This is a genomic window from Flavobacterium sp. LPB0248 (genome assembly GCF_013388355.1).
Classification (GTDB): Bacteria; Bacteroidota; Bacteroidia; order Flavobacteriales; family Flavobacteriaceae; genus Flavobacterium.
The window spans coordinates 2,235,198-2,258,708 of record NZ_CP058246.1 but is presented as its reverse complement, the minus strand read 5'-3'; the positions used below and the strand labels follow the sequence as shown (position 1 = coordinate 2,258,708).

Here is a 23,511-nt window from a genome sequence, read left to right as displayed (position 1 = left end):
AAAAACTGGGGAGATTTCTATTTAAATGGACTTACATTTCTTATATGATTAATTAAAATTATTTGTTTTCAATAATGCTTATCGCATAACCTCCTCCTGGAGCAGAAAACTGAGATAATTTTGATTTATTGGTTACAGCAATTTTCTTGATGGTGTAAGCTTGCGGATTCGTTTTGTAATGCGCATCTTTTGCATCAGCATAAATTGTTGCTGTATATTTTTTACCTTTTTCAAGGAAACTGAAATCGATGTTTGACGTGCGAGGAGTTTCTCCGTTTACGTTTCCAACGAACCAGTTGTTTGTTCCTTTTGCTTTACGAGCAACAGTGATAAAATCTCCAGGCTCAGCCTCGATATATTTACTTTCTGACCAATCTACAGCCACATCTTTAATGAACTGGAATGCATCTGGGAAACGGTTGTAGTTTTCTGGAGTATCAGCAGCCATTTGTAACGGACTGTACATAGTAACATATAATGCCAATTGGTTTGCAATTGTACTGTTTACATGCGATTTGTTGTCAGGATTCATTTTACTGATATCCATTTCGAAGATTCCAGGAGTATAATCCATTGGACCACCAATTAAACGTGTAAATGGTAAAACTGTAACGTGATTTGGTTTAGAACCTCCAAAAGCTTGGTATTCTGTTCCTCTTGCTGCTTCGTTTCCAATTAAGTTTGGATACGTTCTTGCGATTCCTGTTGGGCGAACTGCTTCGTGAGCATTCACCATAATTTTATAATCAGCCGCTTTTTCGATAGCGTATTGATAGTGGTTTACAATCCATTGGCTGTAATGGTTTTCACCTCTTGGCAAAATATCACCTACGTAACCACTTTTTACAGCATCATATCCGTTATCGTTCATGAATTTGTAAGCTGCATCCATGTGGCGCTCGTAGTTACGAACAGATCCAGAAGTTTCGTGGTGCATGATGATTTTTACACCTTTAGATTTTGCGTATTCGTGTAAACCTTTTACATCAAAATCTGGGTAAGGAGTCAAGAAATCAAAAACATAATCTTTAGAATGTCCGAACCAGTCTTCCCAGCCTTCATTCCATCCTTCAACTAAAACGGCATCGAAACCATTTGCTGCAGCAAAATCAATGTATTTTTTTACGTTAGCGTTGTTTGCTCCGTGAGTTCCGTTTGGTTTTGCTTTTGAGAAATCAGAAACTCCTAACTGAACTGTTGGAAAATCGTTTGTGTATGACCAAGAGCTTTTTCCTGTAATCATTTCCCACCAAACACCAACATATTTTACTGGCTTAATCCAAGAAGTATCATCGATTTTTGATGGATCGTTTAAGTTATAAGTCATTTTTGAGGCTAAGATTTCTCTAGCGTCGTCGCTTACAATAATCGTTCTCCAAGGAGAATGATTTGGTGCTTGCATGTGACCTTTGTCTCCTTTTGCATCTGGCGTTAACCAAGATTCGAAAACTAAGTTTTTATCGTCTAAATTCAAGTGCATACAAGAATAGTCAATCAAAGCCGCTTCGTGTAAGTTGATGTAGATTCCGTCAGCAGTTTTTAACATCAAAGAAGTCTGAACTCCTGTTGGTGAAAAAGATCTTTGAGAAACGTTTGCTGTATACGCTTTTTCAGATAAACCTCTAATTTCAGATAATTTCGATTTTGTATAATCGTATTCCTGAGTGTCATAATCTCCTGGAATCCAGAAAGCAGTATGATCTCCAGTCATGGCAAATTGAGATCTTTCTTCTTTAATTACAAAGTAAGTAAGATTCTTTTGCGCTGGAAATTCATATCTGAATCCTAAACCGTCATCAAATAAACGGAAACGGATTACGATTTGTCTATCTGTTCCTTTTTGATTTAAAGTAACAGCCAATTCATTATAATGATTTCTGATGTGATCAACTTCTCCCCAAACTGGTTTCCAAGTTTCATCAAAAGTTGAAGTCTTAGTATCAGTGATTGTAAAGTCGTTCAACAAAGATTTTTTGTCATCTTTAAGTTCAAGACCCAATTTACTGGTTTTTACAACTTCTTTGTTTTTGTATTTTAAATTGTACGTTGGAGTTCCGTCGTTTTGAAGAGAAAATTCCATTACGAACTTGCCTTCGGGTGATTTTAATTGCTGCGCTTTTGCAACAGTGCTAAACGCAAACAAAATTAAACTTGCGAAAAATAAGTTTTTCATGTTTTTTGATTTTTAGAGTATTGTATTTAATTTATTTGTACAAATTTACTTGCAATTACAGGATTTCCATTTACGATAATTGTTAAATCTTGATCGCCGTCTACAGTAAAAGTTGTTTCGTTGTGATTTACAGCTACTTTTAAAATTTGGTTTCTGAAATTAATTTTAAAAGAGTAACCGTTCCATTCTTTTGGGATTTTTGGAGAGAAGTGTAATTGGTCATTTTTAACACGCATTCCTCCAAAGCCTTCCACGATACTCATCCAAGTTCCGGCCATTGACGTGATATGACAACCTTCTTCCACTTCTTTATTATAATCATCTAAATCTAAACGAGAAGTTCTTAAATAAAATGTATATGCCATGTCCATTTTATCTAAAGCTGCAGCCTGAATAGAGTGTACGCAAGGCGAAAGTGAACTTTCGTGAACTGTAAATGATTCGTAGAACTCGAAATTGCGTTTTAATTCTTCTTTAGAAAAATGATCTTCGAAGAAATAAAAACCTTGTAAAACGTCAGCTTGTTTGATGTATGGCGAACGCAACACGCGATCCCAAGACCATTTTTGGTTAATTGGACGTTGAGAACGATCTAAATCTTTTACCGGAACTAAATCTTTGTCTAAGAAACCATCTTGCTGTAAGTAGATTCCAAGTTCTTTTGAAATTGGAAAGTACATATCATCAGCTACTTTTTTCCATTCTTTAATTTCTTCAGATGAAAGATTTACTTTGTCTAAAATACGTTTGTGATCTGCAGGATATTCTGAAGCTACTTTTTCAATTTGTTCAGCAGCAAAATCAATACACCATTTTGCAATATAATTGGTATAGAAATTATTGTTGATGTTGTTTTCGTATTCGTTTGGTCCTGTAACTCCCAAAATCACATATTGATTTTTATCTTTTGAGAAAGAGGCTCTTTGATGCCAAAAACGCGCAATTCCAATTAAAACTTCTAAACCTTTTTCTGGAATATAAGAGTAATCTCCCGTGTAACGGTTGTAATTGTAAATCGCAAAAGCAATCGCTCCATTTCTGTGGATTTCTTCGTGAGTGATTTCCCATTCGTTATGGCATTCTTCACCATTCATGGTCACCATTGGGTACAATGCGGCACCGTTTTTGAAACCTAAATTGTCTTTAGCATTTTCAATCGCTTTGTCTAATTGATTGTAACGATACGTCAATAAGTTTCTTGCAACTTGTTGGTCCTTTGTCGCCATATAGAATGGAATACAATACGCCTCAGTATCCCAATAAGTTGATCCGCCGTATTTTTCTCCAGTGAAACCTTTTGGTCCAATGTTCAAACGAGAATCCTTTCCTGAATAGGTTTGGTTCAATTGGAAAATATTGAAACGAATTCCCTGTTGCGCTTTTACATCGCCTTCAATAGTAATGTCCGACATTTCCCAGATTTTTGCCCAAGCATCAATTTGATTTTGAAGCAATGTTTCGTACCCTAAAGCAACAGCAGATTTGATTACTTTTTCGGCTCCAGCCAAAGTATTTTCGTGGTTTAAAGAAACAGTATATCCACCAATTTTTTGAATTGATGAGGTTTGTCCTTTTGCAATTATAGTTCCGTAAGTATACTGAACTTTATCTACAGTTGAATCGATTGTCGATGGCGAAACATTGATGTTTTCTCCGTTTGCCAAAATCGTATTGTGCATGAAAGTTGTAACTTTAAAATGCGTTTTAAAGGTTTGTGCGGTTACAAAAGCTTCGTTTGTGCCTTTTTTAACTTCAAGCGGTTCCCAGAATTTTTCTTCCCAGTTCGCATCTTCGTTGGTTACACCAGCGTCAATATAAGGTTTGTAAACGATTTTTGCATCTTTGTTTAAAGGTGTAATATCGTATTTAATGATTCCGGCTTCGTCTAAATCTAATGAAAGAAAACGACGAACGTTCACTGCGATTTCAGTTCCGTTTTTTAAAACTGCTTCAAAAGAACGATTGTACCATCCTTCTTTCATATTCAATTCTCTGCGAAAGTTTCTTACTTCGGTACACGTATTTAAATCAAGATTTTCTTCGTTGATTTCAATGTCAATTCCAATCCAGTTTGGCGCGTTAAGTACTTTGGCAAAATATTTTGGGTAACCGTTTTTCCACCAGCCCACTTTTGTTTTGTCTGGATAATAGATTCCAGCAATATAACTTCCCTGAAAAGTTTCAGCTGAATAGGTTTCTTCAAAATTGGCGCGTTGCCCCATAGCGCCGTTCCCGATACTAAAAAGACTTTCAGAAGATTTTACTCTCTCGGCATCAAATCCTTCTTCTATTATAGACCAATTGTCTGGTTTTATATAATCTTGATTCATTTGTTTTTAAAGTGTTTTTCGTGATTGATTGATCTATGATTGATTTTATTTTGTGATTAATGATTCGATAAAGTTTTCGTCTATAAAAGCGAAATCTTTAAAAATGAAATCAGCCTCATGCAAAATTGTTTCCTCACCAATTCCCACACTTACCATTTCTGCAATATTTGCTGCCTGAATTCCGGCAACAGAATCTTCAAATACAATTGAATTTTTTGGATCAATGTTTAATAATTGAGCCGCTTTTAAGAATACTTCAGGGTCTGGTTTTGCATTGCTGACATCGTTTCCGTCAACAATAACGTCGAAGTAAGACAGAACCCCTGTTTTTTCTAAAATTGGTCTTGCATTTTTACTGGCAGAACCCAATGCAATTCCTTGGTTTTTATCTTTTAATAGTTTTAGAATTTTTAAAACTCCTGGAAGAACCTCACTTTCATCCATGTCAACTAAATAAGATAAATAATCTTCGTTTTTTTGAATTAACCATTTGTCTTTTTGTTCTTGAGTGGCCTGAACATTTCCTAACCCAAGTATAATGTCTAGCGAGCGAACGCGACTAACACCTTTTAGAAGTTCGTTGTCTTCATGTTTAAAATTGATATTTAACGATTTGGCAATTTTCTGCCAAGCCAAAAAGTGGTATTTAGCGGTATCAACGATCACTCCGTCAAGATCGAATATGAATGCTTTTTTGCTCATTGTATGGAAAATTCTTTATTATGATTTTTGAGTAAAGTCGTCTACGTCTTTTACTTTAGAAACTAAAGCAGCAGCAATTAGAAAACTAACTCCGCTTGTAACTAAGGCATAAATTGCGTCTCCATTGTAAAGGTATTTTACAATTGGACCACCGATTAGAGCATTTACAATTTGTGGAATAACAACAAAGAAGTTAAAGATTCCCATGTAAACCCCCATTTTTTTAGGTGTAATTGAACCTGCAAGAATAGCGTATGGCATTGCTAGGATACTCGCCCAAGCAACTCCGATTAAGATCATTGGTATTACAACCCAGTCTTCATTTGGCATGAAATAAATAGATATTAAACCTATTCCTCCAATTATTAGCGAAAGGGAGTGTGTTGCTTTTCGGCCAATTTTTTTAGCGATGTACGGAAGGAAAAACAATGCAACAATAGCAGAAACTAAGTTGTAAACACCAAATAGAATTCCAACCCAGTCTCCGGCATCTTGATATTGCTGGCTTGAAGTATCTTCTAATGGCAGACCGTAAATATGGTGCGCAATCGCAGGAGTTGTAAAAACCCACATTCCAAATAGTCCAAACCAAGAGAAAAATTGCACCCAGCTAAGCTGACGCATGGTAGTTGGCATTTTTGCAAAATCGGTAAAGATGTCTGTGATTTTTGATTTTTCTTCAGAATCAGAAATCGCATCACTTTGTGGATCTTCAAATTTTGCCAATTCTTCTGGCGAATATTCTTTGGTTGTAAATAAAGTTACTAAGATGGAACCGATTAAAACCGCCGCGCCAATGATGAATGACAGGGTTAAATTTAACGGTACACTTCCTGGAACTGTGCTATTTGGCACACCAAAATACTTGGTTAGAATGTATGGCAATGCAGAACCAATTACGGCTCCAAAACCAATTAAAGAAGTTTGAATGCTAAATCCAGCAGTACGCTGATCTGTTCTTAAATTGTCTCCAACAAGTGCTCTGAAAGGTTCCATTGCAATGTTGAAAGAAGCATCCATAATCATTAGCATTCCTGCTCCAACCCATAAAGCGGGTAACACGGAAATGAAAATGTTAGCTTGTGGCATTAAAATTAATCCCACAGAAGCTAGAACGGCTCCCACTAAAAAGAAAGGTTTTCGTCTGCCGAATTTTCCCCAAGTTTTGTCGCTGTAATGACCAATGATTGGCTGTACTATTAATCCCATTAGGGGAGCAATAATCCAGAACCACGAAAGTTCATGTACGTCGGCACCAAAGATTTGAAGAATTCTGCTGGCATTTGCATTTTGAAGTGCAAACCCCATTTGGATTCCTAAGAAACCGAAACTCATATTCCAGATTTCCCAGAAACTTAATTTACGCTTTTCCATTATCGTAATTTGTAAAAAATTATACGATAAGCGCTTTGCTTATCAAAACTTACTGTTTTTTCGAAGTAAAAGTAAAAGCCTTGACGGGCGTAAAATTATAAATTATTTTTTTATATATGCTAATAAAAAAGCCATAAATATTTTTTATGGCTTTAGAACGTACTGATTTTAAGAAAATTAGTCAGTAGATTCTCGTTCTATTAGATGAGTTTCGATAACTTCTGTAGTGTAATTTTCGGTGTGTTCTTCATCGTCATCATCTTCTGCTTCTAGTCTTTCAATAAGCATTTTAGCTGCTTTATTGCCCATTTTTTCACCGCTCTGGCTTACTGTTGTAATGGTTGGAGTAGAATACTTAGAGATAATTCCATCAGTAAATGCAATAACAGCTAAATCTTCGGGAACTTTTAATCCCATTTTGTTTGCTGTTTTAATAATTGTCACGGCAAAAAGTTCATTTACAGCAAAAACAGCATCGAAAGCTCTGGCATGTAGAAGCTCGGAAATAGTTATTTCGCAAGTATCTACATCTTCAATTTTTATGATTAAATCTTCATTAAATGGTAATCCGTTATCTAATAAAGCTTTTTCGTAGCCATCTGTTCTCAGTTTTCCGACGCTTACATAATCAACTGTAGTTACCAAAGCAATTTTTTTGCGGCCATTATCAATCAAGCTCTGGACAGCTTCATAAGCCGCCGCTTTATCATCTATGATTACTTTATCGCAAAGAATGTCATTGGTTACGCGATCAAACATAACTACAGGCATTCCTTGATTGATCACTTCGGTAATATGATGGAAGTCACCTTTAAACTGTGTTTCTTTAGAAAGCGACATGATGAAACCATCGATGCTTCCGTTTGCTAACATTTCCATGTTTAATACCTCTTTGTCAAAAGAATCATCTGATACACAGATTACTACGCTATATCCGTATTCATTTGCAACCTGTTCCACTCCGTTGATGACAGTAGAGAAAAAATAGTGTACAATTTCTGGAATAATGATACCTATACTCTTCGTTTTTCGGTTTTTTAAACTAAGGGCAATATTGTTGGGTTTGTAGTTGTAAAACTTTGCAAAAGCCTGCACTTTTAGACGTGTTTCTTCTCCAATTTCGAGACTGTTTCTGAGTGATTTTGAGACAGTTGAGATGGATACGTCAAGTTCCTTTGCAATCTGTTTGAGGGTTATTTTACGTTTCATGTAGTTAATCGAAAAAAATCTAATTAATAATAAAGGTGTATAATATTTTTGGTATTTGCAATTTTAACACTGAAAGATTACAAAAAATAGAAAGTTTTCAACACTACCACGTTTTCGTAAAGCAATAAAAAATGCCTTCCGTCGGGCATGTTAATAAATTCATAATTTTGAAATTCGAAGTAAAATTAAAAACTTAACTAACATTCAAAAACTCAAAACTAATTTAAACAAAAAGTATGAAAACAATTTACAAAAAGTTGTTATTTTTATTGCTGTTGTTGCCATTTAGTATGTTCGCTCAAAGCACACTAAGCGGAACTGTCGTTGAGAAATCAGGACAGCCAATACCAGGAGTAAATGTAAATGTACAAGGGACACCTGGAGGTGCCTCAACAGATTTCGATGGTAAGTTTCAGTTATCTAATGTGAAAAAAGGAGACAAAATTGTAGTTTCTTTTATCGGATACAAAACTTACTCGTTTATCTACGATGCTCAAAAAAACTTAAAAGTAACTCTAGAAGAAGATTCGAATGAACTTAAAGAAGTAGTGGTTCAAGTAGGTTATGGTTCTGCAAAGAAAAAGGACGTAACTGGAGCTGTTTCTAAGGTTACTGCAGAGAACCTAAATCAGGGAACTTTGGTTGATCCTATTCAAGGATTGCAAGGTAAAGCTGCCGGTGTTTCGATTACAAAACAAGGTGGTGACCCTAACAAAGGCTTCGATGTTCGTATTCGTGGAGCTGCAGGTTTTGCAGCTGGAGGAGCGCCTTTGTACGTTGTAGACGGAATTCGTGGTGTTGACCCTACAACGATTTCGCCTGATGACATTGTTTCTTATGATATCTTAAAAGATGCTGCATCAACCGCTATTTATGGAGCTGATGGAGCTAATGGAGTTGTTTTTATTACAACTAAAAAAGGAAAATCAGGAAAAACTACTATAGAATTTAATTCGTCAATTGCTACAGACCAAGCAATAGAACAAAAATTTATTTCTGCAGGTCAGTATAGAGATTATATAAAAGCACACCCAAGTATCGATTTTACAGATAATGGAGGAAGTGTTGATTGGCAAGATCAAATTTTTAGAACAGGTTTTACAAAAGTGAATAGCTTAGCTGTTTCTGGAGGAAATGAAACTAGTAATTATAGAGCCTCTATCTCAAACAGTGATTTTGAAGGAGTTATTAGAAATTCTGGAAAAAAGAGAACTGTTGGGCGATTAAATGTAACTCAAAAAGCATTTAATGATAAAATGATTATCGATATGGGGCTTTCTGCAACAATCGAGCACAATGATTATGTCAATTATGGTTCTGATGGAAAAGATCAAGTAATCTATCAAGCTTTCCAAAGGCTCCCAACCGATCCTGTTTATAGACCTGATGGAGCTTTATTTGAATCTCCAGGAACAAACAATTATTACAATCCTTTGCAATCTGTTAATAATATTCAGAACAATAGAGATGCTAAATTTTTGTCAGGTAATTTAGCAATGTCTTATGAATTAGCAAGAGGATTGACTGCTAAGGTTTCTGGAAGTTATTTAAGAAATGATAGTGAAAGCACTTACTTCGAGCCAACTTACAATTATATCTTTACAGGAACTACAGAAACACCTATATATTTAGGATACGGTAAAAGATCTTATGCTAACTGGGAGCAAGGTTTAATTGAAGCTACTTTGACTTATAAAAGAACTTTTGCAGAGTCTCATAATGTAACAATATTGGGAGGTTATTCATACAGAAAAACAGGTAGTGATGGTTTTGCCATGGAGGCAAATAATGCTACTTCTAATACATTGGGATCAAACAATTTCCAAAATTTCGAAACTATAGTTTTAGGGAATTTGACATCTTATAAAAATGAGCGTAAAGACATTGGTATGTTTGCAAGAGCAACTTACGATTTCGAATCTAAGTATTACGTTACGGGTATGATTCGTAGAGATGGTTCTTCAATCTTTGGAGATAACAATCAATGGGGTTATTTCCCATCTGTTCAAGTAGCTTGGAATATTGCTAATGAGAATTTTATTAAAAATAATGTAAGCGCATTAAACTTATTGAAGTTTAGAGGGAGTTGGGGTATTTCAGGAAACAGTAATTTACCAGTAGACGCAAAAGATTTAGCGGTTAGACCTTCTATTCAAGGTGGTTTAGTAGCTTACGGATATAGCCATAATGCTAATCCAGATTTAAAATGGGATCAAAATACTGAAACAAACTTTGGTCTTGACTTCGGATTATTCAATAATAGATTATCTGGATCGGTTGAGTTTTACAGTAAAAAAATTACTGATATGTTGATCGCTAACACGAACGTACCAACTGAAACAAATTTCTCTAATACTACATTTATTAATGGTGGAGAAATGAAAAACTCTGGTATTGAAGCAACTTTAAGTGCTAAGGTAGTTGATAACGGAAAATTCAGTTATAATACTACAGTTGTATATACGCAAAATAAACAAGAAGTTATTGCTTTAGGAAATTCACGTTACAATTATTCATTTATTGATACTGGTTACATTTCTGGACCAGGTCTAGTTGGGGTTCCAACTCAAAGAATGCAAGCTGGTTACAAACTAGGAACTTTCTTCGGTTATGAATATGCTGGAGTATCTAATGGGAAATGGCTTATTAAAGGTAATGACAATCAATTACATTACTTAGAGGATGTAGCAAACTCTGATGAGCATAAAAAAGTTATTGGTAACGCTTTGCCAGATTTTGAAATGGGATGGAGTAACTACTTTAAGTATAAAAATTGGGATTTGAGCATGTCATTTAGAGCAGTAGTTGGAAATGATGTTTATAATGCAACAAACCAAGTATTTGGTAATCCTGATCAAGTAGGAACAAGAAGTGTAAATAATGAAGCTTTAATTTTAAATGATGCTGGAATCCAAGGGGCTTACAGCGCATTGTCATATTATATTGAAGATGCAAGTTTTATAAAATTGGACAACATTAACTTAGGTTATACGTTTGTAAATCCTTCATTTGCATCGGCAATTTCAAAACTTCGTTTTTTTGCTTCTATGAATAATGTATTTACCTTGACTAATTACGGAGGGGCAGATCCTGAAGTTAATTTTTCTGGAGGGAAAGACAATAAAGAAATCTTTTTTGGAATAGATAATTATAACAATTATCCAAAAACTAGAACCTTAACATTTGGTTTAAATCTTTCATTTTAATACATAAATCATGAAACTAAAAAATAAAATAACAGTATTAGGATTGAGCTTACTGGCTTTTTCTTGTACTGATCTAGATACAACAAATAGTGAGTATTTGACTGGAGAACAATATCCAGAAACGACAGAACAAGCTTTAAATTTGGCTACTCCAGTTTTTGCTAAAACTCAAGCGATGCTTGATGGCGGAGGATGGTGGTTTGCGCAAGAATTAACTACAGATGAGGCAGTTTGTCCTACTAGAGGAGCAGATTGGGATGATAGTGGTAAATGGAGAGCTTTATCAAGACATACTTGGGGACCGAAAACTGAAGCAATAGTAAATCTATATAATATGATTTATTCTGCAGTGCCGCAAGCTAACTACGCAATTGAAACATTAACTCCAGCTTCTCAAACAAATGTAAGGGTTGCTAAGGTTTTGGCACAAGTAAAGGTATCAAGAGCTTTCTATTATTATTTGGCTATTGACAACTTTGGAGATGTCGCTTTTCCAACTACTTTCACAGGTGCAGATGAATTTCCATCAAAAACTCCTAGAGCAGAAGTTTTTGCAGCTATTGTAAAAGATATTGAAGACAATGTTGCTTTATTGCCAAAACAAGGGGATGAAGGAGTTGTTAGAAGTGATATTACACAAGGTATGGGGTATACTCTTTTAGCAAAATTATATTTGAATGCTAAAGTATATACAGGAACTGCAATGTGGGAAAAGGCAATCGCAGCTTGCGATAAAGTTTTGGCATTAGGATATTCTTTAGAATCTAATCCATTAACCCCATTTGCAACCCAAAACGAAAATTGTAAAGAGAATATTTATACAATTCCTTTTGATCAGGATACATATAAAGGATTTAACCTTCACATGCGTACTTTGATCGATTTGTCTCAGCAAACTTTTAATATGAGTACTGCTCCATGGAATGGTTTTGCAACTTTAGAAGCGCATTATAATACGTTTCCTGCCGGAGATAAAAGATTGTCAGGTATACTTATTGGCCAACAAAGAACTAAAGCAGGGGATATTATTCAGGATCCTAAATCTGGAAATGCTAATTTAGTTTTTACAGCTAATATTCCAAATCTTCAAATGTCTCTTGGACAAAATACTCAGGAGCAAATTAGAATGGCTGGAGCTAGACCTGTTAAATGGGAAATTGCTCCAGGAGCTAAGGACAATTTAAGCAATGATTTTCCTATTTTCAGATTGGCAGATGTTAAACTTATGAAAGCAGAAGCTTTAGTTTGGTTAAATGGTGCTGGTGCTGGTGATGCTTTGGTTAATGAAATAAAAGGCAGAGCCGGAATTACTCAAACAAGCGGTTATAACTTGAACGATATTTTAGCTGAAAGAGGTAGAGAAATGATGTGGGAAGGACACCGTCGTCAGGATTTAATTCGTAACGGTAAATTTGAAAATGTATGGTGGGAGAAATCAGATACAGATCCTAATCATAGATTGTTTCCTCTTCCTCAAACTGCAATCAATGCAAACCAAAATTTATTGCCACAAAATCCAGGATATTAATAATATAAAAATATAAATCAAAATGAAAAAATTAACTTTTTTATTACTAGGACTACTTGCATTTGCTATAACATCATGTAGTGATGATGATCCAGATATTATCGTAAATGAAAACGAAAAGATTGTAACCGTACCAGTTTTGGAAGCTCTTCCAGCACCTGCTGAATACGCTGTTCAACAAGATGTAAATGAAGATACGGCAGCAGGTACTTTTAAATGGTCTGCAGCAGAATTGCAATATAACGGGCCAGTAAGCTATTACATTCAAATTGCTCCAGCAGGAAGTGATTTTTCTAGCGCTGTAGATGTGTTTCCAACTAGTGTTTCAACTTTATCACAAGCTTTTACTTTTGGAGATTTAAATGCTGCTGTGAATAGACTAAGTACTACATTGGTTTCTAATGGAAAAGCAAAAGTTAAATTTGGTACTTTGGCTGAATTTGATGTTCGTGTTAAAGCTATTGCTGAAAAATCTTTAGTAGTTGGTTACTCTACAACACAATTAATGAAAATTAATGCTTACGAAAAAATTGTATTTACTACTCCAGAATTATTTTTAGTTGGTGCTCCACAGGCTTATTATGGAAAATCTGCTTGGGATGAGAAAAATGGTATTTCGATGAAGTATATTGGGGATTCAAAAACAGGTACTAAAATTTTTGAAGCTTTTGTGAAAGTAAGTGTTGGTGATGGATTTAAATTTACAGGAGACGGAAAAACTTGGGATAACGGTAATTATGGTACAGACGGAGCAGTTGCTGCAATTTCTGGTGGACAAGAATTTAGTTTAAAAAATGATGGAGGAAGTTCAGATCTTAAAGTTGCTGAAGCAGACGGAGTAGGTTTATACTATGTACGTGTAGATATGGATGCAATGAAAGTTAAAGTTGTTAAAATGCAATGGGGTGTAATTGGAGCCGCTACAAATGGTGGATGGGATTCAGAAAGCGCCATGGGATATGATTTTGCTACAAATACGTGGGCTTATGCAGGAACAGATATCACTGCTGGACCAATGAAATTCAGATCTAAAAATACTGGTATTTATATTAATGGAGCTGGTAAAGATTGGACATTCAATGTAGGAGATTTACTTTTTGTTGGAGATGGTGGAACAGGAGAAAACTTTAATGTTACTGCTGGAGCTAAACCAAAATTAACTGTAAATTTTGATGGAACAGCTGTTGTTTCAGGATTATAATAATTAGAATAAATTTTAAAAAAGGCTGTCGAAAGATAGCCTTTTTTTATGCCTTTTTGTGAAATTTAAGTTTATATCAAAAAAAACTTTCCATTTGATTATTTCTCATTTCGAAAAGAATAAAATTAAAATAACTTCAAAAAATTAACCCTTTTTTTATTGTTGTTTCTTTTTATTAACACTATAACGTTATAGTTTGATTTGGGAATACCTTACCGTTAATCGGTAAGGTATTTTTTATATTTTTAAAAAATCAATAGCATTTTACTGCTAGAAAATCCCATTTTATTTGATTTATTAGTCTGATTAGTTTGTAGTTGCAAATGCAAATCAAAAGACTCTTAAATACAGGTTGCGCAACCTAAGACCGAGCCTGAAATTGATGTCACTAAAAGATGATTTTGTAATAACCAAAAAGCGGAAGTCGAAAAGCTAATGAGTAGACATGTAAAATATCAAAATTTATTAAAATGAAAAAAGATGTTTTGAATAGAGTCAAAGGTGCCATTTTATCCAAAGATGAAGCAAAAACTATTTCTGGTGGTTATACTGGAGGTTCGTTTATTGATGGTAGTCCATGCTCTTTTATTATTTGTGGAGCTGTAGAAAACAGAGGCTCAGCAATCGCAACTCCAGCGGGATGCACTCCAAGAAACCTATACATTTATAAACCAAACCCATCTTTATATTGTGTGGTTCTTTAATTAATAAAAAGATTTAAGGGGTTTGAAAAAACCTCTTATTTTTTCGATACTCTAAAATTATGATTGTACAAAGCTTTTGGTCAAAACCATTTTTAAGTGATTCCATTGATCCTAACAGCAGATTTAAAGGTGGATGGCTAAATGAGAAATATTTTTATTTCAGTATGACTTTAAGCTGTTTAAAGTTTAAGGAATTTTATGGAGAAGTAAATTTATATACCGATACAAATGGAGAAACAATATTAAAAGACAAACTTGGAATTCCATATACCAATTACATAAATTGCTTTGATTCTTTAGACAATATAAACGAGAAACTGTGGGCATATCCTAAAATCCATACTTACAGTGTACAGCAAAAACCGTTTATACATGCAGATACCGATGTTTTTATTTGGGAGAAACTGCCAGAAGATCTAGTTTCGTCATCTTTATTTTGTCAGAATATTGAAGAAAATTTCCCTATTTATGGTGAGGCATTAAATGAGATTTTGACCCTTTTTGAATGGGTTCCAACAGAATTAATCAACTCCTTATATAAACATAAAACGGTATTGGCTTACAATGCAGGAATTATTGGCGGAACTGATTTAGACTTTTTTAAAAAGCTATATTCTCGCTCTGATGAATTTATTAACAAAAACAAACTGCTGTTTGATAAAATAGATGTCGGAATTTTTAATATGATTTATGAGCAACAACTCGGATTTGCAATAGCAGAAAAAAAAGGAGTGCAGCCAAAATCAATGTTCCAGAATGTCGATTCTAATTTTACAACATTGGTCAACTTTCACCTTGCTTCTTTTCATTCAAAATATATTCACGCAATTGGATTTGCCAAAAAATCGATTTATGCCTGCGAGCAGATTGAGGCGTTATTGATGTATGAATTTCCCGAGGAATATGAACGAATTAAAAATAACGGAATAAAACATAATTTATGGGAGTCGTTTTATGAAATATCACCCAAAAGAAAAGATTTTTTGTTTTCAGTTTTTAACTATGTAAGAACGAATTCTTTGGATCAGATTGCTTCAATAAAATTTAAATTAAATAAAACAGCTAAAATAATTGAAAATGATACTTTAAATAAAGTCGAATATATTTCGCCCCAAACTTTAGGTCCCGAAATTTTAGAACTTGAAGATTGGGATAATATTCTGCTGTATTTTGAGGAGGCCATTTCAGTAAAAGAATTATGTGCCGAATTACTATTGGATTCAGATATTCAAGTTAAATATTCTAAAGACGCATTGACAGATGTCTTGCTATCTTTTGTATTTGACAAATGCTTGCTACACGAAATTATTTTACCAGAATTCATTTCTAATTGATTATATGATGATTGTAAAAGTGGGGTATTTAATTTCGTATGATTATAACTATTTAAAGTATTCTCTTCCAAAAATTTATGACAATAATAAGGTGCAGGAGATTATTCTGGTTGTCGATAAAGACAGATTAACCTGGTCAGGAAATAAGTTTGAAATCCCGAATGATTTTTTTGAATGGATAAAAGCATTTGATACACAACGCAAAATCAAAATTCTCGAAGATTCTTTTTGCAACACGACGCTTTCACCCATGATAAATGAAACGGTAGAACGCAATTATTTATATTCAAAAATGGGTAAATGCGATTGGTATATTCAACTAGATTGTGATGAATACTTTATCGATTTTAGCTCCTTTATAAATGAATTAGAGAAAATATATCTGGAAAGAAACAGATTACTCAACCAAATTTCAGTTACAGTCAGATTTGCAAATTTGTTTAAAAAAATCGAAAAAGGATTTCTTGTGATTTCTCCTGTAAAAGAAAACTGTTGGGTGGCGACTTCAAATCCAATTTGCTATTATGGAAGAGTCAACGAAGACAATGAAAAAATTGAATCTGAGTCAGTTTTAGTGCATCAATCTTGGGCAAGAGAAGAGACTGAAATTTACCAGAAAATTACCAATTGGGGACATAAAAATGATTTCAATTCAGAGAGTTATTTTAAGTTATGGAAATCATTGGATGATCATAATTACAAATACATTCAAAATTTCCATCCATTAAAAAACAATAACGGAATCTGGAATGAATTAAAGCTTTTAAGTGTTGAAAATATTGATGATTTATTACGATTTAACGAAAATCAAATTAGAAGAGTATTCGATAAACGAAAAATGCTTTAAGCTTTAAAAAGCTTAGTAATTATAAAAACAAATATTAGATGTGATTTATGATCCGATTAATTACAGTTGCAAATGTAAATAAGAGGATTCTAAATAGGAGGTTGCGCAACCTTAAACCAAGTTTGAAATTTAAATCGTAAAGAGGAGATTTCAAAATAACCAAAAGCGGATACCGAAAAGCTAATGAGTAGGTAATTTTTAATTAACAAAAAATGAAAAATAATTTATTAAACAAAATAAAAGGAGCTATTTTATCTTTAGAAGAAGCAAAAACTATTTCAGGAGGTTATGATGTTAGTCCATGTTTCCGCCCATGCTGCCCAGCTGGAACTTCATATACAAATCCTGTTTATAATGCAAATGGTTGCACAGATCCTCGCCCAATATACACGGGTAATGTATATGGTTATTACTGTGTAAAATGCTAGTAAATGAAAATCATTCAAAGTTTTTGGTCAAAACCTTTTTTTAAAGAAAATGACGATTTGAATGCAAGATTTAAAGGAGGTTGGCTCAGTGCCAACTTCTTTTTTTACTCTTGTCTGTTGAGTTGCTTAAAATTTAAGCAAAACTATGGTGAAGTTTTACTTTACACAGATGATTTAGGAAAGGAATTATTAATTGATAAACTTGAGATTCCGTATTCTAAAGCGCTATTAGATTTGAATTCTTTGCAAAATTATCCGTCAGAGTTGTGGGCATTAGGAAAAATATTGGCTTATTCTCTTCAGGAAGCTCCGTTTATTCATGCGGATACAGATGTTTTTGTTTGGGATAAACTTCCGCAACCGCTTTTGGATGCAGATCTGTTAGCTCAGAATTTTGAATTTAATTTTCCAAAGTATAAAGAAGTTTTAGAGACGACTTTTAAAGAATTTCAAAATTTCCCTAAGAGTTTATTCCCAATTTATGAGCAAACTAATGACGTGTTTGCATTTAATGCCGGAATAATAGGAGGAAATAATGTCTCCTTTTTTAAAGAGTTTAAATCAACAGTTTTTCAGATTATAGATGACAATTTAGAGCAGCTAGATAAAATTAATCTTGGCGTTTTTAATATGGTTTATGAGCAAATGTTGGGTTTTGAAATGGCACAAAAAAAACAAATTGAGATTAGTTTTCTTAAACCAAAAATGAATGAAGCATTTACAAACGTAATGAAATTTCATTTGGTCCCAATCAAAGAAAGCTATATTCATACTGTTGGTTATGCCAAGAAATCTATCGAAATGTGCGAACAGTTAAAATACAGATTGAAATATGAATTTCCTTTAGAATATGAAAAACTAAATCGAAATCTGATAAAGAATAACTTAAGTTCAGAATTGGAAATTCTTGATGATGAAAAACGTTTTGAATTTCTGTCTAAAATTTATGCATGGTTAGAAAACACAGATTGGGATGCTATTTTAGAAACACCATTTCAGCTTTCAAAAACGACGCGATTAAATGAAATTTCTGAAGATGAAATAGAACTTTACTATTATTCGCCTCAGCATAAAACAGAAGAAAAATTAGAAATGGAAGATTGGGATTTTTTATTGCTTTTCTTTCGTGAACAAAATACAATTAATCAAATAATACTCGAAATATCAAAAGATGAATTCTTTATGCAAAGTATTTCATTAGAAGATTTAAAAGAAAAAGTCTTCTCTTTTGTAATGGACAGATGCGTTTATCATGAAATTTTATTGCCACTAAATATAGTTTAAACATGAATAATTTTAACTATTTAAAAAGATACTTACGTAAGAATCATTATTATGATTTTGAAGATGAGATATTGACACAATTAGAATCGCATCCTAATTTCCCGAGTTTGTATGCTATTATAGATACTTTTAATTTTCTTGAAATTGAAAATTTAGCGATAAAAGTTGAGAAGGGAGAATTTGAAAACCTTCCGGAATGTTTTATATCTGTAGTAGAATCTGATACTGGAAAAGAAACCGTTTTAACCGAAAAATTGCATCATAAAATAAGAATTGAATTTTCAAACGGCTATAAAAAAATAATTTCGGAGGCAGAGTTTTTTATCATCTGGACAGGAATTGTAGTTGCTATAGAGAAAAATGAAACACAAAGAAAATTCAGTTTATCGGTAAAAAATAATTGGGTTGCCGGCTCCATGTTTATTTTTTCACTGCTTTTGATTTTTATAAATAATGGTGCAAATTTAATTTTTGCAACCTTTTATTATTTGTCTGCAATAATAGGACTTATTACAAGTGTATTTCTTATTAGAGAGGAAATAGGAATTCACAACGAATCTGTTTCTAAAATCTGTAATGTAAACGAGAAAACCAGTTGTAAAGCAGTATTGTCTTCAAAAGGAGCGAAAATTTTTGGTGCTATAAGTTTAAGTGATATTTCTATAATTTATTTTTTGTCAATCTCTTTTTCAACTCTGTATTTAGCTTTTGAAAATAGTTTTGCTATTTATGCAAGTTTAGCACTATTGAGTATTCCAGTTTTAATTTATTCTGTTTATTATCAGTATTTTGTTCTGAAAAAATGGTGTGTTTTATGTCTTGGAATTGTTGGTGTTTTATTGTTTCAGATTATTTTGATTTTAAGTTTTTTGACAAGATATAAGGGTGCTTTTAACGCCATCAATACGATTTCTTATATCCTTATTTTAGGTTTGGTGCTGTTATGTTGGCTTAAATTTAAAACACTTTTTAAAAAGAATATTGAATTAAAAAAAATCGAAATAAAACACAATCAGTTCAAAAGAAAAAATCTGGTTTTTAATGCTTTGTTAAAAGATTCTCAGCAAATAGATACTGAAAGTATTAATAGGCTGAAAGCTGTTTCTATGGGTAAATACGATGCGCCCGTTACAATTTATGCATTACTAAGCGCCTCATGTGGACATTGCCATTCAGCGTTTGAAAACATTATAAAATTGATTGAAAAAAATCCAGATGAAATAAAAGTAAGATTGCTTTTTAATGTCAATATTAAAAATGAAAATAATCCAAATAACCAGATCTATCATCAGGTTGCACATTTTTATTTTAATGACGAAAAAGAGAAAGTTCAAGATGCATTAAAGGATTGGCATATTGAGAAAATGACTTTAGAAAAATGGACATCTAAATGGGGGACTACTAAGGACTTTGTATCTGAAGAGATTATTCAGGAGCAGTATAATTGGTGTTATGAGAATTATCTTTTGTTTGCTCCAGCGATTATCGTAAACGGATATGTTTTGCCTAAAGAATATGAAATTAACGAACTCAGTTATTTTCTTGAAAGTTTAATTAAAACTAAAAAAGCAGTACTTTGAAAATAAGAAATTTCCCTTTCTACAAACAGCCGGATTCTAAAGATTGCGGGCCAACATGCCTTCGTATAATTGCAAAATATTACGGAAAAGCTATCGAATTGCAACAAATTCGTAATCTCGCCGAAACCACCCGTGAAGGCAGCAGTTTACTGGGATTAAGTGATGCGGCAGAAGCCTTAGGCTTTAGAAGTCTTGGAATGAAAATTAGCTTTGAAACACTTCAGACAGAATCGCCATTACCTTGTATTGTTCATTGGAATAATCAGCATTTTGTTGTGGTATATAAAGTGTCTAAAGATAAAGTTTATGTATCAGATCCCAGCCACGGTTTGCTTTCTTATTCACACGATGATTTTATCAAGTTTTGGATTGGAAAAAATGCCCACGAAAAAACCGAAGAGGGAATTGTATTGTTTTTAGATCCAACGCCAGAGTTCCATGAAAACGAATGGGAAACAGAAGATTCCAAACGAGGGTTTAGTTATCTTACAAAATATTTGTTTAAATATAAAGGATTAGTAGTTCAATTAATAATTGGGTTGCTTACAGCAAGTTTATTCTCCTTATTATTTCCTTTTTTAACCCAGAGTATAGTAGATATAGGAATTCAAACTCAGGATTTGAACTTTATTTATTTAATGCTTCTAGCGCAATTAATGTTATTTGCAGGGCAAACATCTATAGAAGTTCTACGTTCCTGGATTATGCTGCATTTAAGTACGCGAATCCAAATTTCGCTCATTTCAGATTTTTTTATTAAACTAATGAGATTGCCCATAAGTTACTTTGATAGCCGAATGACAGGAGATATTATGCAACGTATTGGCGATAATCACAGAATACAGCAATTATTGACAGGAACTTCTCTAAATGTGGTGTTTTCGTTAATGAATTTAGTCGTTTTTAGTTTTGTTCTCGCCTTTTATAGTATGCAGCTTTTTATGGTATTTTTTATCGGAGGAGCATTATATCTTTTTTGGATTTTGTTCTTTTTAAAAAAAAGAAAAGAACTGGACTATAAAAGATTTTCTCAGGTTGCTACAGAACAATCCAAAGTAATGGAGCTTATAAATGGAATGCAGGAAATAAAGATGCATAATGCCGAAAAGCAAAAACGCTGGGGTTGGGAGTTTGTTCAAATTAGACTTTTTAAAGTGAGCATGCAGGCATTAACCTTAGAACAATGGCAATCTGTAGGTTCAAATTTTATCAATCATCTTAAAGATTTACTTATTACTTTTTTTGCTGCAACTTTGGTAGTAAAAGGAGAACTTACACTAGGTATGATGCTTTCTGTTCAGTATATTATTGGACAGTTAAATAGTCCGTTAATGCAAATGGTAGATTTTGTACGCTCATTGCAAGATGCTAAAATAAGTTTAGAAAGATTAGGAGAAATTCATGATAAAGAAAATGAAGAAGATGTTTTAAATCCTAAAATTCAGGACATCGAACACTCTGATATTCATTTGAAAAATCTTTCATTTAGATATAACGGAAATCCAGCTCTTGTTTTGGAAAAACTAGATTTGATCATTCCAAAACAAAAAACAACGGCAATTGTTGGAACAAGCGGAAGTGGAAAAACAACTTTGCTTAAACTTATAATGAAGTTTTATGAGCCAAATGAAGGTGAAATAAGTTTAGGTAAAATGAAGTTTGATACCATTTCTCCTCGTGCCTGGAGATTAAATTGTGGAGTTGTAATGCAAGATGGGTTTATTTTTAATGATACTATAGCAAATAATATTGCCGTTGGTGAAGACTATGTAGACAAAAAAAGACTTCTGCATGCTGTAGAGATTGCTAATATTAAAGACTTTATAGAGAGTCTGCCGCTATCTTATAATACAAAAATTGGAAACGAAGGCACGGGAATTTCTGGCGGACAAAAACAAAGGCTTTTAATTGCCAGAGCAGTATATAAAAACCCTAATTATCTGTTTTTTGATGAAGCAACTTCTTCTCTTGATGCCAATAATGAAAAGGTAATAATGGAGAATCTCAATGAATATTTAGTAGGTAAAACAGCTGTAATTATAGCGCATAGATTGTCTACAGTAAAAAGTGCAGATCAGATTGTAGTTCTTGAGAAAGGAAAAATTGTCGAAATAGGAACACATAAAGAACTGGTTCAAGCTCAAAAAAACTATTACAAGTTAGTTAAAAATCAATTAGAATTAGGGAATTAAAGTTCGGTAAATTAAAAGAAGATGGTACAAAAAAATGTTTTAGAAGATATAGAATTGCGCTCTGAGTCGGTGCAGGAAGTATTGTCCAATCCGCCAGTGTGGATTGTTCGTTATGGGATTTCAATTGTTTTTGTATTAATACTATTGTTCGTTATAGGTTGTTGGTTTATCAAATATCCAGATGTTATTGTGGCCAAAGCAGTGGTGACTTCACATCATCCTCCAGAAAAGCTCGAATCTAAAGTCAATTCTAGAATTGTAAAACTTTGTGTTGCTAATTCTTCAATAGTAAAAAAGGGGACTTTGCTTGCGATTTTAGAGAGTTCTGCCAATTATGAAGCTGTTTTAAAACTGGATAAAATAGTGTCATCAATTCCTTCTGATTATCAGACATTTTATTTCCCTTTTAAAGAAATAAGTAATGTGCAACTTGGCGATATTCAATCTTCATTTAGTCAATTTCATAAGGCATATATTGAGAATGAACTCAATCAGAAGCTTCATCCTTATTCTGAAGAAATAAACGCAGGTAAAAGTTCTCAAACAGAAAACAATAACAGGTTGGCCGCGCTATACGAACAGCAAAAGCTTGAAAAAGTTAAGCTTTCATTAAGTGATATACAATACAAAAGATCTTTGCAGTTGTTTGAAAAAGGCGTTATTTCAAAATACGATCTAGACACTCAAAAAGCAAATAACTTGCAAGCCAAACAAGCTTATGACCAGATAAGTTCTTCGATTTCGCAACAAAAAGAAGCTATAAATCAAGCTAAAAAACAAGTTGTAGCCAGTGAGATTTCTCAAGAAAAAACAAATGTCACTAATTTAACGTCTTTGTTTCAAGCTTTGGATGAGTTGAAAAAAAGTATTCATATTTGGAAGCAAAGTTATTTATTTGAAGCAACATATGATGGCGTTTTTAAATTTCAAAACTCATGGCAGGAAAACCAACTCATAAAAGCAGGAGATTTATTTGCGACTATTTTGCCAGAAGATCAAGGGAAATATGTAAGTAGTCTAAAAGTTCCGTCGCAAAATACAGGCAAAATAAGGCAAAATCAAAAGGTTCTAATCAAATTGGATAATTATCCCTTTCAAGAGTACGGAATGCTGGAAGGGCGCGTGCAGTCTATGTCTACAATAGCAGACAAAGAAGGAAATTATTTTATTGAAGTAGCCATGCCTAAAGGACTTCAAACTAGTTATGGCAGAAATATAAAATTTGATAAAGAGTTGACAGGATCGGCAGATATCATCACTGATGAAATGCGCCTAATTGAACGTGTTTTTTATCAATTTAGAAAATTAGTTCAAAGATAAATAGCTTTTTTCTAAAACTACTTTCTCCATATTTAAGACTTTATTTTCTGTCTGAAAAATTTACGGTTTTTAAATGTTTTCAGGCATTTAGGATAAAGT

The 23,511-nt window shown here is 33.3% G+C and carries 16 protein-coding genes; 11 read left to right on the top strand and 5 right to left on the bottom strand.

The window, feature by feature from the left end; all coding sequences use genetic code 11:
* Nucleotides 1-58: 58 nt before the first annotated feature.
* The 5 genes from LPB248_RS09275 to LPB248_RS09255 form a co-directional block, all read right to left on the bottom strand.
* Nucleotides 59-2,173, bottom strand: coding sequence for a glycoside hydrolase family 97 protein (locus LPB248_RS09275; protein ID WP_177211183.1), 2,115 nt, complete (start codon nt 2,171-2,173; stop codon nt 59-61).
* A 26-nt stretch (nt 2,174-2,199) separates the two neighbouring features.
* The gene (locus LPB248_RS09270; RefSeq protein WP_177211182.1) at nt 2,200-4,503 is read right to left on the bottom strand and encodes a glycoside hydrolase family 65 protein; all 2,304 of its coding nucleotides are present in this window, start codon (nt 4,501-4,503) and stop codon (nt 2,200-2,202) included.
* A gap of 45 nt (nt 4,504-4,548) precedes the next feature.
* Nucleotides 4,549-5,205 carry a beta-phosphoglucomutase gene (gene pgmB / locus LPB248_RS09265; RefSeq protein ID WP_177211181.1) on the bottom strand — a complete coding sequence of 219 codons (657 nt, stop codon included), beginning with the start codon at nt 5,203-5,205 and terminating at the stop codon, nt 4,549-4,551.
* Between the two features lie 18 nt (nt 5,206-5,223).
* The gene (locus LPB248_RS09260; RefSeq protein WP_177211180.1) at nt 5,224-6,579 is read right to left on the bottom strand and encodes an MFS transporter; all 1,356 of its coding nucleotides are present in this window, start codon (nt 6,577-6,579) and stop codon (nt 5,224-5,226) included.
* A 177-nt stretch (nt 6,580-6,756) separates the two neighbouring features.
* Nucleotides 6,757-7,788 (bottom strand): LacI family DNA-binding transcriptional regulator, encoded by a 1,032-nt coding sequence (locus tag LPB248_RS09255; RefSeq protein ID WP_177211179.1) that lies wholly within the window; start codon nt 7,786-7,788, stop codon nt 6,757-6,759.
* A gap of 236 nt (nt 7,789-8,024) precedes the next feature.
* Between LPB248_RS09255 and LPB248_RS09250 the strand changes: the two genes are divergently transcribed.
* The 11 genes from LPB248_RS09250 to LPB248_RS09200 all read left to right on the top strand — a co-directional run bounded on the left by LPB248_RS09250 (nt 8,025) and on the right by LPB248_RS09200 (nt 23,412).
* Nucleotides 8,025-10,994: a SusC/RagA family TonB-linked outer membrane protein gene (locus LPB248_RS09250; protein WP_177211178.1), complete on the top strand. Its 2,970-nt coding sequence runs from the start codon at nt 8,025-8,027 to the stop codon at nt 10,992-10,994.
* Nucleotides 10,995-11,004: 10 nt separating this feature from the next.
* Nucleotides 11,005-12,522 carry a RagB/SusD family nutrient uptake outer membrane protein gene (locus LPB248_RS09245; RefSeq protein WP_177211177.1) on the top strand — a complete coding sequence of 506 codons (1,518 nt, stop codon included), beginning with the start codon at nt 11,005-11,007 and terminating at the stop codon, nt 12,520-12,522.
* Between the two features lie 22 nt (nt 12,523-12,544).
* Entirely contained in the window at nt 12,545-13,723 is a 1,179-nt protein-coding gene (locus LPB248_RS09240; protein ID WP_177211176.1) for a SusE domain-containing protein, read from the top strand.
* A gap of 470 nt (nt 13,724-14,193) precedes the next feature.
* Entirely contained in the window at nt 14,194-14,427 is a 234-nt protein-coding gene (locus LPB248_RS09235; RefSeq protein ID WP_177211175.1) for a hypothetical protein, read from the top strand.
* Between the two features lie 59 nt (nt 14,428-14,486).
* Nucleotides 14,487-15,761 (top strand): DUF6734 family protein, encoded by a 1,275-nt coding sequence (locus tag LPB248_RS09230; RefSeq protein WP_177211174.1) that lies wholly within the window; start codon nt 14,487-14,489, stop codon nt 15,759-15,761.
* Nucleotides 15,762-15,765: 4 nt separating this feature from the next.
* Nucleotides 15,766-16,608 carry a hypothetical protein gene (locus tag LPB248_RS09225; protein WP_177211173.1) on the top strand — a complete coding sequence of 281 codons (843 nt, stop codon included), beginning with the start codon at nt 15,766-15,768 and terminating at the stop codon, nt 16,606-16,608.
* 212 nt (nt 16,609-16,820) lie between these two features.
* Complete coding sequence (locus LPB248_RS09220) at nt 16,821-17,036, top strand: hypothetical protein (RefSeq protein WP_177211172.1); 216 nt, start codon at nt 16,821-16,823, stop codon at nt 17,034-17,036.
* A gap of 3 nt (nt 17,037-17,039) precedes the next feature.
* Nucleotides 17,040-18,320, top strand: a complete 1,281-nt coding sequence (locus tag LPB248_RS09215) for a DUF6734 family protein (protein ID WP_177211171.1) — start codon at nt 17,040-17,042, stop codon at nt 18,318-18,320.
* Between the two features lie 2 nt (nt 18,321-18,322).
* Entirely contained in the window at nt 18,323-19,900 is a 1,578-nt protein-coding gene (locus LPB248_RS09210; RefSeq protein WP_177211170.1) for a vitamin K epoxide reductase family protein, read from the top strand.
* Between the two features lie 2 nt (nt 19,901-19,902).
* Nucleotides 19,903-22,092: a peptidase domain-containing ABC transporter gene (locus tag LPB248_RS09205; RefSeq protein WP_177212531.1), complete on the top strand. Its 2,190-nt coding sequence runs from the start codon at nt 19,903-19,905 to the stop codon at nt 22,090-22,092.
* A gap of 21 nt (nt 22,093-22,113) precedes the next feature.
* Entirely contained in the window at nt 22,114-23,412 is a 1,299-nt protein-coding gene (locus LPB248_RS09200) for an HlyD family secretion protein (protein ID WP_177211169.1), read from the top strand.
* Nucleotides 23,413-23,511 lie beyond the last annotated feature (99 nt).